Below are 15,202 nucleotides of genomic sequence, written 5' to 3'. Positions count from 1 at the left end.
ATGGTTGGATATCAGGGCGCGTAATCAACATATGCTTGTGCCGCTGCTCATTGGTAAAGCCAATAAAAAAAGCGTAGCCCCCGCCTGTGTCGGAGTGCTACGCTTATACCTGCAAAAAGCAGACTATTAATCTATGAAATAAAAATAGTAATGTGTTTTATGTAAAAAATCAAAATGTGTTCGTTTGCAAGCAAATAGTTACTATTTTGTGTATGTATTGGCTGAATTAATTAGTTGGTTTGTCAGCCACAGGCATGGAAGCGTGAACACTTCCTTTAATGCGAACAATGTAGTCGTCGAGCAGGGTACGTATCCGCTCCGGGGCCTCGGCCTGAACGATGAATCCGATGTGGTGTTCACGGTTCATACGCCACACAATTTCGGGGTCTGTAAAGGCAGAGGTGTCGGGTTGTGCCTCATTGGCGAGCGACGCAATCAGACCTGCATGGCGGCCGGTATCAACGGGGGGAGTGTAGGTTTCGTTGAGCGCGGCGGCTGTTTCGAGCCTGGCCCACTCGGCCCAAAGGTTCACGCCCGATGCAGCCTCAACCATTTCGGCGATGTGGGCCCCGCCAACCCGCGAGGCTGTTTCCAGAAAGTACAGTTCGCCGTCGTGGTTTCCCCGGATGTACTCAGAATGCGACGCGCTATGGCGCATACCAAACGCTGCCATTACAGCATCATTGATGGCCATCAGATCGGCCACCAGCGCGCTGTCGAGCGGCAGGGTCTGCGTGCGGAACACGCCACCCCCATGCGCTACTTCCATCGGCGTGGCCAGGTATTCGCTGGCCCGGGTAAACACCGCCCTGGAGTTATACGAAAGCGAGTCGACGTGGAAAACGGTGCCGGGCTTGAACTCTTCGATCAGGAACTGGTGGCGATTATCACCCAGACTATGCACCACCTGCCAGGCTTCATCAAGCGAATGCACCTTCCGAATACCGGTGGTCGATGCTTCCGAACGTGGCTTGATGAGCCAGGGGCCTTCGCTTTCGCGCAGGTACGTTGTCAACTGCTCGTCATTGAAGAGCGAACTGAACCGGGGCACACGAATACCTTCGGCCTGGGCCCGCATCCGCATGGCCAGTTTATCGCGGAAGAACCGGGCGGTAGTTTGCCCCATACCCGGCAGCCGGAACGTTTCGCGAACCAGCGCGCCTTTCTCCACATCGAAATCATCCAGCGAAATCACCCGGTCTATGTGTCGTGAGCGCATGGTATGCGCCAGACCTATAATCATGGTGTCGAGATTCTGGCTATCGTTACTTTCGGATGGAAGGTAAAAAATTTCGTCGATGGCCTCATGTGGCCAGGCTTTGTCGCGGTGGCGCTCTTCGGTGAGCAGATAGACCGTATGGCCAAGGGCTTTACTGGCCCGCATAAAGGCTTCGCCTTTGAAAAATGTAGCGATGCACAGAAAGGAGAGGGGAGTATGGGCGGGCATTATCCGGTGTCGAATAGGTTGAAGAAGGACGTACAGAGACTATGGAGTTGGAAATTACCCGAAACTCATACACGACGGTTCGTTTTCTCAATCAAATTTCGCTGATACACTTAAAATGGGCCGTAATCCTATTGTATGACGCAGGCGGGTTGGCGAACGCGCGGGGCCTGGCTCACGAAGCTAAGTCCAGCGCGTTTGCCAACCGCTGCCGTTTATTGCGCTCCAAAACTTGATCGTTGAGCGTTGTACCACGGGTTAAATGGCTTTTGCCTGCTTGTTCTTGCCGGCTACACGCAGGGTTTAGGGATCAGGCCAGGATTCTCCGGAGGTTTGTGAGGCTCGTGGTAATGCTCTCAATGCCACCGGGTGCCATGTCCTGTTCCACGAAAAAATACTGCATACCAGCCACTTTAGCGGCGGCAAAGATCCGTTTGAAATCCACGATGCCGTTACCCACTTCGGTAATCGAATTCTTGTCGGCCTTGATGTCTTTCACGTGCCAAAGCGGGAACCGACCGGGTTGTTCGTTGAACAGCGCCACGGGATCTTTACCAGCTTTCGTGGCCCAGGCAAGGTCCAGTTCCATCTTCACCAGCTCTTTGTCTGTCTGCGACAGGATCAGTTCATAGGGTGTTTTGCCACCGTCAACGGCGTCGAATTCAGTGGAGTGGTTGTGGTAGGCAAATCCGATACCGGCCTTTTTACACGCTTCACCCGTTTTCTGGAACACCTCGATCGACTTGTTGATCTCGTCAAGAGTTGCCACGGGGGTGCTGGCACAAACCAGGTACGTTAGTCCACCCTCGGCTGCCTGATCCACCAGTTGCTGGTAATTGTCGCGGAGGTTCAGCATGGGCGGCATCTTCGAGAAATCCATGGCCGGCCGGGCGGGGGCACCTGCAGGTGGCGGTCCGGCAGGGGGTGAACCCGCTGGGGCTGCGCCGCCCGGAGGTGGACCACCAGCCGCCGGACGAGGCCGAAACGGAGCACCGCCCGCATGGTGTGCCCGCCAGTGCATGCCCAGATCCGACACGATCTTTTTAAACTCCGTCGCCGTGTACCCGTAATACCCACCGCGCAGGCTGAACGCCGATTCGATCTCTTTGTAACCGGCTCCCGCTACTTTCGCCAGCGTGCCTTTAGGGTCTTCGTTCATTGGTCCGAAGAGGGTAAAAAGCTGAATACCAATCGGCCGGGCCGGCGCATTGGCAAAGGTTGGCAGAGCTAATGAGCCCAGGGTAAGGGCTCCGGCCGTGCGCAGGAAGTCACGTCTTGTTGTCATGTAAGTAAAGGGGGGTAAAGGTTGATATTGAAAGGGTATATAATGCTTATAGTTGCTTCGCGCAGTGGGTTGCTGTTGCTGTCGAAGAGCGCGAAGCCAGCAATGCGTTAGCTGAAACGCAATCAGGTACGTTACCTCATTCAGCAACGTACCTGAAAGGCTGGTTACCGTGGGCGGCCACCACCGGCCGGGGCTGCGGCTGGGGCGGCTTGCTGGCCACCACCTTCACCGCCTTCGCTTTTCACGTCGTCGTTATTGACGGATTTGCTTTTCCGGCGTTCTTCAAATGTCATTTTACCGATGCGGTAAGTGAAAGTTACTTTCACGTTGGCATTGTACAGGTGCGTGGTGCTGACCTGTGAGAGCAGAGGCGAATTCAGGTTGGTACGCATCGTGACGCCGTTGCCCAGGAAGTTTTCTGCCGCCAGGCCAATGCTGCCACGCTTCTCGGCAATGTCTTTCCGCAGGCCCAGCGAATACATATAGAAGCTGCCCATCGTACCCTGCAGTTGCGGATTCGGGCCGCGCCAGAAGCTGAACACCTGCGCGCTCCAGCCTTTGTTGAGCTGCAACTGGCTCATCAGCCGACCGCCGATGCTGACACCCGAATTGCTGATCGTGACAGAGCGGCCATCAACCCCCGGCGTTGCGCCCTGCATGTACACGTAGTAGCCATCGAGCCCACCGTTGACGCTCCATTTCGAGGTGAGCGTGGCGTTGAAGAAAACATTGGCCCCGTAGGTACGTTGCACACCGATATTCTGGAAGGTGGTGATGATACCCCCCGCCAGTGTATCCGACGGAATCCGGATCTGCGTAATGGCATTGTCGGTGAGGCGGCCAAAGAGCGAGGCGTTCAGGTACGTCTTCTTGATGGTTGTGCTTAGGCTCAGTTCTACATTGTCGGTCAATTCTGGTTTCAGCGTAGGGTTACCAACCGAGATCATCTGCGGGTTGGCCGCGTTGGGGTTGGGGTTCAGCTGTTGCAGCCCCGGCCGTTGGATACGCCGGTTGTAGGCCGCTTTCAACGTAGTGGTGCTGTTCAGGCTTTTTGATACGTTGAGGCTTGGCACCAGGTTACTGTAATTGGGAATGGCCAGTGTGCTGTTCTCCGTTTTTGCCGAAATGCCCGTGAACTCGTAGCGCGTGCCCACTTTGAACGTGTACTTGCTGGGCGTTACATAGGTATAGGAAATGTAGCCCGCTCCGATATTCTGATTGTACGACAGGGCCCCTGATGGGTTCGTTGGATCGTTGGCTAATGTACCTTCGCCCCGGCTGATCAGGTAGCGGTAGTCGCTGTCGACGGTCCGCATGATGGCTTTGCCGCCGAATTCCAGCAACTGGTTTTTCCGGATCGGCGTCTGATAATCCGTCTGGATCGTCATCTCCTGATTCCTGTTATTATTGATATTCTGCTGGCGACCTGTTAGTATGTTGCTCATATTCAGCAGGTCGGCCGAAAAGTTGTTGACCAGTCCCGTGCGGCTATACTGGGTAGAGATGCTCCATTCCTGCTGCGGCTTGAACGTGCGGACATAATCCAGGTTCATGTCGATTGAGTTCGACAGGTCTTTCCGGTTCACATCGCGGTTGGTCATGCTCAGGATCGAATCGGCGATGGATGCGCTGGTTAGCTGGGTCTGTTGCTGAATGAAGTTCCGGGTGCCGTAGCGGATGTTGGCCGAGAGCGCCTGGTCTTTAGATAGTTCATAATCGAAGCCCATCGTATACTGACCGAAGATCGGATTGTCGAAAGCCGTACCCTGCTGACTTGTTTTCTGCAACTGCGTGCCTACCAGCGTAGTTTGGTCCAGTGAAGACGAAGCCCGGTTGTAGCCCGCCCGGCCAAAACCGCCGAGCGTGATGCCCAGTTTCCCCTGCCGGTATGATCCGTTCAGGCCCAGGTTCGACGCCCGTAAGCCCGCGCCGGCATCTACGTTCAGTGTCAGGCCGTGCAGCGTATTCTTTTTTGTTACAATGTTGATGATCCCGGCGGCCCCTTCGGCATCGTATTTGGCCGATGGGCTGGTGATCACCTCCACCGTTTTGATCATGTCGGCCGGGATCTGCTTTAACGCATCAGCAATGCTCGACGCTACAATGGTGGATGGTTTGTTGTTGATCAGCACGCGGATGTTGCTGCTGCCACGCAGGCTCACGTTCCCGTCCAGATCGACCGAAAGCATCGGCACCCGTTTCAACACGTCCGATGCATCACCGCCTTTGGTCGCAATGTCTTTGTCGGCGTTGAACACCAGCCGGTCGACTTTTTCCTCGATCAGCGCCGCCTGACCCGTTACGACCACTTCGCCCAGCAGCCGTATGTCGGCGGGTAATCGAACAGCACCCACTTTAAGATCAGTGCCTTTGGCAATGGTGAACGGTTGCGACAGCAGGTTTTTATAGCCGATGAATGAATACTGCAGCCGGTACTCGCCCGGTGCCAGTTTGGTCATCGAGAAGTTGCCCTTGTCGTCAGATGTGGTACCGTCGATGGGTTTGTTTGTTTTGATGTTCATGAGGGCCACGGTCGCGAACTCAACCGGTTTACCCGACAGAGAATCGACAAGCTGGCCGCTGATTTTGCCGTTACCTTTCGGCGTATCGTCAGAAACACCGGTAAACTCGGCCTTTTTGCGACCGTCCTGACCGCCAAAGCCGGGAGGCCCCCCGCCCGGAGGACCGCCAAACTGGGCGTATGCCGACTGGACCGCCAGGCCACTCCAGATGCTGATTGATAGTAATAGGGTGAGTAAGAAGTGCTTTTTCATAGCTGCATTACGTTCGACGTATACTCAAAGCAACGAGGGGATGGGCAGGCACAAAAACGCAATAGACGGGGTAGGGTAGAACGTCGGCAGATGGTCTGTTTTACCCGATGAACTGCAGGTTGCCGGAAGGTCAATCCGGAAAAAGCCGTTTCGTCGGCAGAAAGGGATAACTCATCGGCAAATTTGGTGTGGCGGCCGATTGCTAGCCGTGGAGACAGATAGTTCACGTAAACTTGTATTTCCCCAACTGCTTATGGCCGCTCTTCTTTTTTCCCGTCGCTACGTTCCGATCCTGAGCCACCTGCTTGGCTGGGGGCTGATGGGCTACCTGCTGTTTTTTGCCCAGTTGCACAACATGGACCTGCATTTCCCGGATCTGTTCTGGGTTCGGCAAGGCATATTCTTCATATTGGTGGTGGGCCTTTTCTACCTGAACGCGCAGGTGCTGATTCCACGGCTGCTCCTTCGCGAAGAAACCAGTCGCTATTTGTTGACCATGCTCGGAGTCGTCACCCTCGTGATGCTTATCGTATGGGGCATCGAAACCTGGTTCGATCTTCCCCGACTGGTGCACCTCGTTTTCCATCCCGACGGTACAGGTACTCCCCGGCTATATGGCTGGGTGCAGCCCAACCTGGTTACTATTATTTTGGTGCTGGGCGTGAGTACCAGTATCGCCGTGGTACAAAAGTGGCAGACCGATGCCAACCTGAGGCTGGCGCTCGAACAGGCCAAGACCACCTCTGAACTCTCGTTTCTGAAGGCACAGATCAACCCGCATTTCTTTTTCAATACCCTCAACAATATCTACGCACTGACGCTGCTCAACGCCGACACTGCCCGCGAGGCGCTGCACCGGCTCTCGCGGATGATGCGCTATGTGCTCTACGAAACCCAGACCACCACGACCCAACTCAGCAAAGAGATCGCCTTTGTAAGTGACTACATTCAGTTGATGCAACTCCGGCTTACCGATAAGGTCACCGTCAGGCTGATTACCCCGCCAAGCCTGCGCGATCAATCCATTGCACCGATGCTGCTGTTGCCGTTCGTAGAAAACGCGTTTAAGCATGGCGTAAGCGCCACGGAGCTCAGCCAGATTCATATCGAGATTCAGCAGCAACAGAACCAGTTACTGATGGACGTTCGGAATACACTGTTTACGGCTAAATTGCCCTCGCTGGAAACGGGTGGCATTGGCCTGACCAACACCCGTCGGCGGCTCGATCTGCTCTACCCGGAGCAATATGTTTTGCAGATCAATGAACATACTGACGACCACGAATACCAGGTACGTTTAACCCTGACCTTGTCATGAACCTGACCTGCATTGCCGTCGACGATGAACCGCTGGCCCTGGGGCTGGTGTGCGCCTTCATCGAAAAAACGCCTTTTCTCCGGTTGGTTGGCCGATACAGCAGTGCCGTTGAGGCTTTGCAGGGCCTGTTGATCAATCCTGTCGACGTAATTTTTCTGGATATCCAGATGCCCGACCTGACGGGGCTGGAACTGGCACGTGTGCTGGACCGAAGCGGCCGCGGCGCACATACGAGCCGCATTATTTTCACGACGGCCTTCAATCAGTTTGCCCTTGATGGCTACCGAGTCGATGCGCTGGATTACCTCCTGAAACCGTTCAACTACGAGGAATTCCTACGGGCATCGGGCAAGGCATTACACTACTTCGAGTTGGTACGTCGACCAGAAGCGCCGCTTGGTCTTGAACAGCCCCTGTTGCCCGTTGAGGTTACGGACGATTACTTGTTTTTGAAGGTAGAATACCAACTGGTGCGGGTGGCATACAGTGATATTCTGTATATCGAAGGGCTAAAAGACTACGTGAAAGTGTACCGTAACAGCGATCCGGCCAAGCCATTATTATCGCTAACGAGCCTAAAAACACTCGAAGAGAAACTGCCCGCCCGCCAGTTCATGCGGGTGCACCGCTCGTTCATCGTTGCCCTCGACCGAATTGATGCCGTTACACGCAATTCCGTGCAAATCGGCACCACGACAATTCCCGTTAGCGATCAATACAAAGAGTCGTTCAGCCAGTTTATCAGCCGGTGGCTGTGAATGATCATTACGCTGTGCCCCGGCGTATCGGTCATTAGCCTTCATCGTCACTACAATTCCCTATTATCGCTCGCCAAAGGCAAACGACAACGGGAGAGATTACCAGTGTCTTTCCGATAGGAGTAAACCACTTAGGCTTCCGGTGCACGCAACAGCCAGTCACGCGCCTCCTGATCACTCAGAAAATACCGACTCGACAGGGCCGGGTTCTGGTTCGTAGAGGCTCGTAATAACAGATCGGCACCTAGTTTGCCAAACTGGTTGTACTCATTGAGCAAAATAGCGACCCGCCCGTTTTGGGGCAGGTCGTGCACCGCTTCGGGAAGCCAGCTTTTTACAAACCACTGTAGATCAATCGGATTGAACAGTCGTAGCGTTCGCAGATCGACGAGCCAGCGTTTAATGTGGTGCCGTTTGGCCAACGTCAACGAGGCTATCGAACCGTCTCTGAAATTCTCGCTGGATGGTACACCTGTCCAAACCTGCTGGATCAAGTGTACCCCGCCGTCGACCAGTATGACGGCGTGTTCATTCCGGTAGGTTTTCATGCAGGCAATGGCTACGCGCTTTTTTCTGAATACAACCGACGCAGTTCCGCCTCGGCAAACCGGTAGGCATAGGCAAACTTGTCGTTGTTGTCATGGATAATTCCCATGTCTTCGAGCTGCACGACGTTGTTCCAGATTCGCTGGAGACTGCCATAAAATTCGTCTTCCGAGCTAGATAGCAGGGCGCTGAGGGGTTGCTGGCTGGCCAGGACTGGCTGGGCGTTTTGGGCAGATGGGCATGTACGTAGCATAAATTGAGGGAGTCAGGTTGACCGCTGTTTCTCGGTTTACGGGGAAAACGTACAGATAGGGCATCTACTAAAGGGTTTGTGGGAATTCTTAAGGTCTTTTAACGACCCCGTTTCCCCGTTGCGTTTCCCTTTCTTTTACCGCCGAATGTATCCAGGCGTTGCCCGAAATCGCCCTTGTGTAGAGCAACAGTCGGTTTCCTGCGACGAAGCCCATCAACTCGTCGTTGGTCAATACCCGTACCACTCGCCCCACCAGGCTTTCAGGCTACGCAGAATATCCTGCTCCCGCGGGTTCTGACCCGGCTCATACAATTTATGGCCTTCCAACTCATCGGGCAGGTAATTCTGCTGACTGAAGTTGCCGTTGTAATTATGCGAATACTCATACGACTTCCCGTAGCCTAATTGCTTCATCAGCTTGGTGGGCGCATTCCGCAGGTGTAGCGGTACGGGTAGATGGGCTGTCTTTTCGGCCAGTGCCATTGCCGCGTCAATAGCCACGTAGCTGGCATTGCTTTTCGGCGACGTAGCCAGATATACCGCTACCTGCGACAGAATGATCCGGCCTTCGGGCATGCCGATTACGCGGATAGCCTGCATAGCTTCGGTGGCCATAATCAAGGCGGTGGGGTTGGCGTTGCCAATATCTTCCGAGGCCATGATCAGCATCCGGCGGGCAATAAACACGGGGTCTTCACCCGCCACCAGCATCCGGGCCATCCAGTACAACGCCCCGTTCGGGTCAGAGCCGCGCAGTGATTTGATAAACGCCGAAATGATGTCGTAATGCTGCTCCCCCGATTTATCGTAGCGGGCAATGTTCTGTTGCGCTACGCTCGTCACGTAATCGTCGGTCACCACCAGCTCATCGGCCGATACATGGTTGGTCACAACCAGTTCGAGCAGGTTCAGCAATTTCCGGCCATCACCCCCCGACAGTCGAAGCAGCGCATCGTATTCGGCGACACGTACCTGGCGTTGCTTCAAAATAACATCAGTCGTCAGCGCCCGGTCGATGAGCTGGACCAGGTCGTCGCGGTCGAGTGCTTCCAGGACATATACCTGACAGCGCGAGAGTAATGCGCCGTTTACCTCAAACGACGGATTTTCGGTGGTAGCGCCAATCAGGGTGATCTGTCCTTTTTCTACGGCTCCCAGCAATGCATCCTGCTGGCTTTTGTTGAAGCGGTGAATCTCGTCGATGAATACCACCGGCGGAAACATCCCGGCGGGGCGGGCCAGCACGTCGCGTACTTCTTTAACCCCTGAATTGATGGCGCTCAGGGCCACAAACGGTCTTTTTACTGCTTCTGCCAGCAGTAGTGCCAGCGTTGTTTTCCCCACCCCCGGCGGTCCCCATAAGATCATGGAAGGCAGTCGGCCCGAAGCCACGGCTCGGCGCAATGAACCGCTGGGACCAATCAATTTCGATTGACCAATGACGTCATCAAGGGTACGTGGACGGATGCGTTCGGGGAGGGGCGTTGAGGACATGTTCATTCCACAAAGCTACAAAAACCGTGAAGGTCATTTCTGGGAAAGCAGGGTACCGGTATAGTGGTCCCCAAAAACTGGACAGGTAGTGTAACTTGAATCGTCAAGCACCTATCTGCAAAATGTCCAAATATGACCAAGTCAATCCGTCGTGTTCACGACGCGGCTTTCAAAACCAAAGTCGTCTTAGAAGCCCTCAAAGGGCTCAAAACGCTTCCCCAACTCGCCAGCAAATTTGGTATTCACGCCCAGCAGATCACCGACTGGAAGAAACAGACGCTCGACAAGTTCCCCGTCCTCGTCTAGGGCTCCTCGCCCAAATCCCCCCGTTCCGAACACCAACGCGAAGAGATCGAAGCGCCTCTGTTTCAGTCAATAGGGCAACTGAAAGTGGAGAACGATTGGCTCAAAAAAAATTGCGGACCAACTGAGTCCTGACCGGCGGGCTCTTATCGACCCAGCTGATAAGCACTTCTCCATCGCCCAACAATGGGCCCTCTTAGACCGGCCTCGTTCCTGTTACTACTATCAACCAGTGGGGGAATCACTGGAAAAGTTGGCTTTGATGGAGCGCATCGATAAGCTGTTTACAACCCGTCCTGAAATGAGCCGCGCCGGCGTACCGGTCAGACGGATGGATCACGAGTTGACCACGCCAGATAACCCGGTCAATATCAAGAGGGGTACGTCGGTTAATGCGCTCAATGGGGCTAGCGGCTATTGGGCCGAAACATAACCAGTCCATGCCCCAACAGGGCCATACGATTTATCCCTACTTACTAAAAGGGCTAGTAGTGGATCGCCCTAATTATGTCTGGTCAACCCATATCACTTATCTACCCGTGGCTACTGGTTTTTTGTATCTCTGTGCTATTATTGATCCGCCGGTGCGGGACCATTAAGTATGAGCATCTTTATCTACGGGCGGGCCTACGCTAGACGGGCACAGCCTGCATCAGGGACTACCCGAGTATGTCCACTTCTACAACCACGAGCGTAAGCACCAATCGTTGGGCTGTCAACCTCCTGTAATAGGGTATGAGAGCAGAAGGGGAAGAAAAAGTACAACTTTCGAGCTTAGTTCAGCAAGTTTGAAAACGCCAAAATCCTGTCCAGTAACTGGGGTGCACCATACAGTATACTGGTTGTAAGTCCAATTGGCAATAGCAGAGGTGAAGTGTGAAAAAGTCTATATGAACTGAATTAACTTATCACGGAGCTAAACCAGCCTTTTTTTCAATAGTAAGCCGAGCCAACTGACTGACTACCGGAATGACTAGGGGCTGTTGATTTTCTTCTGGGTTTCCGTATGGCCAGTCAAAGTACAATAGTCTTCGCCACCCCTGCATTGCTAGCCACCTTTATTGATAGAAACGTTTCATTGCCATCCTTTGCAGGTCCGTCTATAATTTTGATGGTTTCACTGATATAACGTTGGCTCGAGGGGCTCAATAGGATAGTTTTACGTTATAACCTTTTAAGCCTTGCCCCTGCGCTATGAACGTATTCATCATCGAAGACGAAGAACTAGCTGTCCGTAAGTTGACCAAGCTACTCCAAGATGTCGACCCTACCATCCAGATCGTTGGCACAGCCGCCAGCGTCCGGGCTTCGGTTAGCTGGCTGGAAGCCAATTCGCCGGGGCAACCCTCAGCGCCTGACCTGATTCTGATGGATATCGAATTGGCTGACGGACAGAGTTTTGAGATTTTCGAGCAGACCACGGTAACGGCCCCGGTAATTTTTACAACCTCCTACGATGAGTACGCACTGCGGGCTTTTAAGGTAAACAGCATCGATTATTTGCTCAAGCCCATCAAACGCCACGAACTCGAAGCCAGCCTGCAAAAACACCGCCGCCTGAATGCCGCAGCCCCCCCGGAGACAGGTTCGCCCATGTCGATTGACGCGCTGGTACAACAACTCCGGCAACAGGTAGCACCCGCCGAACATCGGCGTCGGTTTCTGGTACGACACCTTTCGCAGTGGGTACCTGTCGACGTGAGCGACATTGCCTATTTCTATTCAGAAGAAGGTGTCAGTTTATTTCGGACCCGCAGCAATCAAAAATATCCGGTCGATTATACCCTCGATGAACTGGAAGCCATGCTCAATCCGAACCAGTTCTTCCGCGCTAACCGCCAGTTCATCATCGACATCAACTCGGTGCAGCAAATTCACCCGTATTTTAATAATAAGCTCAAACTGACCTTGAAGCCCGCCCCCGACGACGAAGTACTGGTAAGCCGGGAACGCGCTACGGAATTCAAGAAGTGGATGGGAAAATAACCGCTTACATCCAAATCAGTTCAACTGCTGACCGGGCGCATGTACGTCCTCCGGGCTACGTGCTGGCCTGATCAGCTGGCCGGGTCGCTCCCCATTACAGTTCCCCCTATAGGAGTGCCTGCCTACGTTGACAGCAGGTTAGGTTGGGGCGCAATCAGCGGAATACCCACCCGGAACGTTTCATCGTTGTGATGTATCAGCACCGATGAATGATCGAGCAGTTTATACTTCATGATGACGTTTTCCAGGCCAACCTGATGGGTAGGGACAGTGACTTTCCTTACCTGGAGGTTATTCTCGATATACAGCATCCCGTCCCTACTATAAATCTGTATTGTTAGCGGGCAACTGGCCGAAATAATGTTGTGCTTAATGGCATTCTCGAACAGAATCTGGAGCGTAAGCGGTGGTATCAGGTACGTCATAAAGTGCGTATCGATGGCCATTTTCAGGGAGATGCCATCGCCATACCGGGTTTTGATCAGGTGAAAATAGGCATCCAGAAACGCCAGTTCATCAGTAAGCGGGCATAGTGATCGGCTATTCTGTTGAAGCAGATACCGATACACCGTTGATAGCTCGTCGAGAAACCGCTCGGCTTCAACAGCATCGCTGGCAATCAGAGCAGATAACGAGTTCAGATTATTGAACAGAAAATGAGGGTTGAGCTGTGTCTTCAGCGAATCGAGCTGGCTTTGCAGGGTTACCTTCTTCAATTCCTGTGTTTCAATATACATCATCTGCCAGCGCTGGTAGAGGTAAATGCCCTCCAGAACAGCAGCAACCTGAATGGTACCAACAACCGAAACAAGGGTATTGAAAAAGTAGGGCTGAAATGAGGACTCGCCGACAGCTTGCCAGAGGCCGATGAGTTGGTATACGAATGTCTGAGTGATTCGGATCAGGCTACAAAACAAAACAAACCAACCAAGCTGGTACAACACCCGCTTCAGGGTCTGCGCCAGTTCGGGGTATCGCCGTCGCGAGAAGATGATGCCCACCCGGTTGAATTCCCAAACCAGTATGGCGCCTATCATAAAAAAAAAGGGAATTCGCCAGTCGTTGGGATACGGGGTATTAGTGTACCCATACATCATCCATTGACCCATGAGCGCCAGCAAGGGTACACCAGCGAGCCGCATCCAGGTATCATTCAATCGCTGCATAGTGTACTTTCCTCATCGTAGCTTTAAGCCAGGTCATCAAAGGTTCTTAATGTACAGCGACCCTAACACATGACAAAGAAGCACGTGCCTGGAGAGGAATGAATCGGCTGTGAACCGTCACTTTTTTAGGTTGAACCGGTTGCCGATACTAGGTAGGCCGATAGCCGGCTACATACATCGACGTATGTAGCCGGCTATCGGCCTGATTTTAGTTATGTCCGGTAATCTGAGCGGATCCGACTGGGGATCCGACAACGGCCTGTTGAGACAGCACGTTGATCGATTATTTATCAATCAGTACATTCGCCTGGGTGTTTTTCTCGAATGTATTGGCGGTGCTGATATCCGTGTTGACAGACGAGCCATAGCCAACGAACACACCGTAGCCGCCACTGCCGCTGATGCGCGTTTTGGTAACGTTTATAGTGGACCGGGTGCCCCAAGTGGCGATGTTGGCTTTCTTACCCGATACAATCGAACTACTGCCTGCGTTATTAACTTCGGCATTTTCCAGTTCATTTTTAGCGTCGGCCGAGTAACTGATGATTCCACGCCAGTACGCAGCCGTATTGTCGGCGCTGGTAAAAATAACTTTTTGCGTGGGTGTTCCTTTGGCGCTCAGGTAACCCGTCGCATTGATCTGAATTACCGCGTCGCGATTCATCTCCATTGTTACCCCCGGCGCCAGTTTAAAGCCTGCATCAATCCCGAACGAGCCGTTGATCCGGTACGGTGTTTTGTCGGCAAAGCCAGCCCAGACTACCTCACTTTTGCCGGTAATAGCTGATGGCGTTACCTCGACCACGTTGCGTCCGTTACCACCGGTGAAGGTGGAAGCCGGGTCCAGTTTCACCACGTTCAGGGCATCGAGTAAGATACCAGCCTCTGTGTTGGCGGTGAAGGCGTTCTGGCTGAACTCCCGGATAATTGCACCTTCGTATACGTAGACGCCGTACCCGTCATTCTGAGTGAATAGGCAGTTTTTCAGACCGATCTGCGCTTTGGTGCTACCCGCCACGAACAGGGCCGCTTTGGTGGTGCTAAATGCCGTTCGGCTACCCGCATTCCTCACCTCCACGTATTCCATCGTATTGGCATTACTGCCCGAATAGAGCGTAAGGCCCGCCCAGTACCCTTTGGTGTTCTGAACGCCAACCAGTTTGATTTTCTGATCGGCGGTGCCTTTGGCAATTAACAGCCCTCCGCCATCATTGATATTCATCCGAACGTCGCGCTCGAATGCAATCACAACGCCAGGGTTAATGGTTAACTCGTGCGTTACGTCGATAGACTTCGTTACGATATAATCTGGCAGGTCAGGGTTCGCAATCCGGTCAACGAGTGTGGTCTTAACGGTAATATTGGCGGTGATAGCCAGGGGTTCGGCAACTGATGCCGCTACGACTACCCGGTCGGTGCTTTTACCATTGGGGCTGGTCACCATCAGCTCGAACTCGTACTCACCTACTTCGTCGGCTTTGAAGGTCGGTTTAAACGAGGTAGGGTCCGAGAGCACGGCCGTGCTCTTGGCGGGTTTACGGACAACGGTCCACAGGTACGTTAGTGGCTTTCCGTCGCTATCGACCGAGGCTGATCCATCGAGCGTAACTGTCTGCCCAACCTGCACGGGCTGGTCTGGACCGGCTTTGGCGATAACGGTTCCGGCTGGTGTTACGTCGGTTTCTTTTTTACAGCCTGTCATCAGAAAAAGGCTGGCCAGCAGCAGAAGAGTGACCCACCTGGCAGCAGCCAGATTGACGGTTGGAAGCGATTGAACAGGGAGGGTCGCAATGCGTAATACTGGTTTCATAAGAGTCGGTGTGCAGAGAAGCCCGCACGGCTTTAAGGGGTGTTGTTTACTGAACCAAAGGTATT

Annotated in this window: 13 protein-coding genes; 5 read left to right on the top strand and 8 right to left on the bottom strand. The window is 53.4% G+C overall.

Features of this window, described 5'->3' with window-relative positions:
- Positions 1–226: 226 nt before the first annotated feature.
- The 3 genes from J2I46_RS28805 to J2I46_RS28795 all read right to left on the bottom strand — a co-directional run bounded on the left by J2I46_RS28805 (position 227) and on the right by J2I46_RS28795 (position 5,503).
- A complete protein-coding gene (locus J2I46_RS28805) occupies positions 227–1,447 on the bottom strand; it encodes an ATP-grasp domain-containing protein (protein WP_207332568.1) in 1,221 nt (406 codons plus the stop codon).
- A gap of 307 nt (positions 1,448–1,754) precedes the next feature.
- The gene (locus tag J2I46_RS28800) at positions 1,755–2,729 is read right to left on the bottom strand and encodes a sugar phosphate isomerase/epimerase family protein (protein WP_207332567.1); all 975 of its coding nucleotides are present in this window, start codon (positions 2,727–2,729) and stop codon (positions 1,755–1,757) included.
- A gap of 164 nt (positions 2,730–2,893) precedes the next feature.
- Positions 2,894–5,503 carry a TonB-dependent receptor gene (locus J2I46_RS28795; RefSeq protein ID WP_207332566.1) on the bottom strand — a complete coding sequence of 870 codons (2,610 nt, stop codon included), beginning with the start codon at positions 5,501–5,503 and terminating at the stop codon, positions 2,894–2,896.
- A gap of 253 nt (positions 5,504–5,756) precedes the next feature.
- On the opposite strand from J2I46_RS28795, the gene J2I46_RS28790 reads away from it, so the two are divergent.
- Both J2I46_RS28790 and J2I46_RS28785 read left to right on the top strand, forming a co-directional pair.
- Positions 5,757–6,821 carry a sensor histidine kinase gene (locus tag J2I46_RS28790; protein ID WP_207332565.1) on the top strand — a complete coding sequence of 355 codons (1,065 nt, stop codon included), beginning with the start codon at positions 5,757–5,759 and terminating at the stop codon, positions 6,819–6,821.
- Positions 6,818–7,579: a LytR/AlgR family response regulator transcription factor gene (locus tag J2I46_RS28785; protein ID WP_207332564.1), complete on the top strand. Its 762-nt coding sequence runs from the start codon at positions 6,818–6,820 to the stop codon at positions 7,577–7,579. The genes J2I46_RS28790 and J2I46_RS28785 overlap by 4 nt, the downstream gene beginning before the upstream one ends.
- Before the next feature lie 131 nt (positions 7,580–7,710).
- Here J2I46_RS28785 and J2I46_RS28780 read toward each other — a convergent pair whose 3' ends face one another.
- From J2I46_RS28780 to J2I46_RS28770, 3 genes are all read right to left on the bottom strand, one after another.
- Positions 7,711–8,127, bottom strand: coding sequence for a hypothetical protein (locus tag J2I46_RS28780; RefSeq protein ID WP_207332563.1), 417 nt, complete (start codon positions 8,125–8,127; stop codon positions 7,711–7,713).
- An 11-nt stretch (positions 8,128–8,138) separates the two neighbouring features.
- Entirely contained in the window at positions 8,139–8,378 is a 240-nt protein-coding gene (locus tag J2I46_RS28775) for a hypothetical protein (protein ID WP_207332562.1), read from the bottom strand.
- 228 nt (positions 8,379–8,606) lie between these two features.
- Positions 8,607–9,878, bottom strand: a complete 1,272-nt coding sequence (locus tag J2I46_RS28770; RefSeq protein ID WP_207332561.1) for a replication-associated recombination protein A — start codon at positions 9,876–9,878, stop codon at positions 8,607–8,609.
- A gap of 126 nt (positions 9,879–10,004) precedes the next feature.
- On the opposite strand from J2I46_RS28770, the gene J2I46_RS28765 reads away from it, so the two are divergent.
- From J2I46_RS28765 to J2I46_RS28755, 3 genes are all read left to right on the top strand, one after another.
- Positions 10,005–10,178 (top strand): helix-turn-helix domain-containing protein, encoded by a 174-nt coding sequence (locus J2I46_RS28765; RefSeq protein ID WP_207332560.1) that lies wholly within the window; start codon positions 10,005–10,007, stop codon positions 10,176–10,178.
- A 229-nt stretch (positions 10,179–10,407) separates the two neighbouring features.
- Positions 10,408–10,608: a hypothetical protein gene (locus J2I46_RS28760; RefSeq protein ID WP_207332559.1), complete on the top strand. Its 201-nt coding sequence runs from the start codon at positions 10,408–10,410 to the stop codon at positions 10,606–10,608.
- A gap of 761 nt (positions 10,609–11,369) precedes the next feature.
- Positions 11,370–12,161, top strand: coding sequence for a LytR/AlgR family response regulator transcription factor (locus tag J2I46_RS28755; RefSeq protein WP_207332558.1), 792 nt, complete (start codon positions 11,370–11,372; stop codon positions 12,159–12,161).
- Between the two features lie 122 nt (positions 12,162–12,283).
- On the opposite strand, the gene J2I46_RS28750 is transcribed toward J2I46_RS28755, so the two are convergent.
- Together J2I46_RS28750 and J2I46_RS28745 are read right to left on the bottom strand one after the other, a co-directional pair.
- Positions 12,284–13,327 carry a sensor histidine kinase gene (locus J2I46_RS28750; protein WP_207332557.1) on the bottom strand — a complete coding sequence of 348 codons (1,044 nt, stop codon included), beginning with the start codon at positions 13,325–13,327 and terminating at the stop codon, positions 12,284–12,286.
- Positions 13,328–13,610: 283 nt separating this feature from the next.
- Positions 13,611–15,137, bottom strand: coding sequence for a PKD domain-containing protein (locus tag J2I46_RS28745; protein ID WP_207332556.1), 1,527 nt, complete (start codon positions 15,135–15,137; stop codon positions 13,611–13,613).
- Positions 15,138–15,202 lie beyond the last annotated feature (65 nt).

Origin of the sequence: Fibrella forsythiae (assembly GCF_017353175.1) — a bacterium.
Taxonomy (GTDB): domain Bacteria; phylum Bacteroidota; class Bacteroidia; order Cytophagales; family Spirosomataceae; genus Fibrella; species Fibrella forsythiae.
Note: the sequence above shows the minus strand (reverse complement) of the source record. Positions and strands in the feature narration are given on the sequence as shown.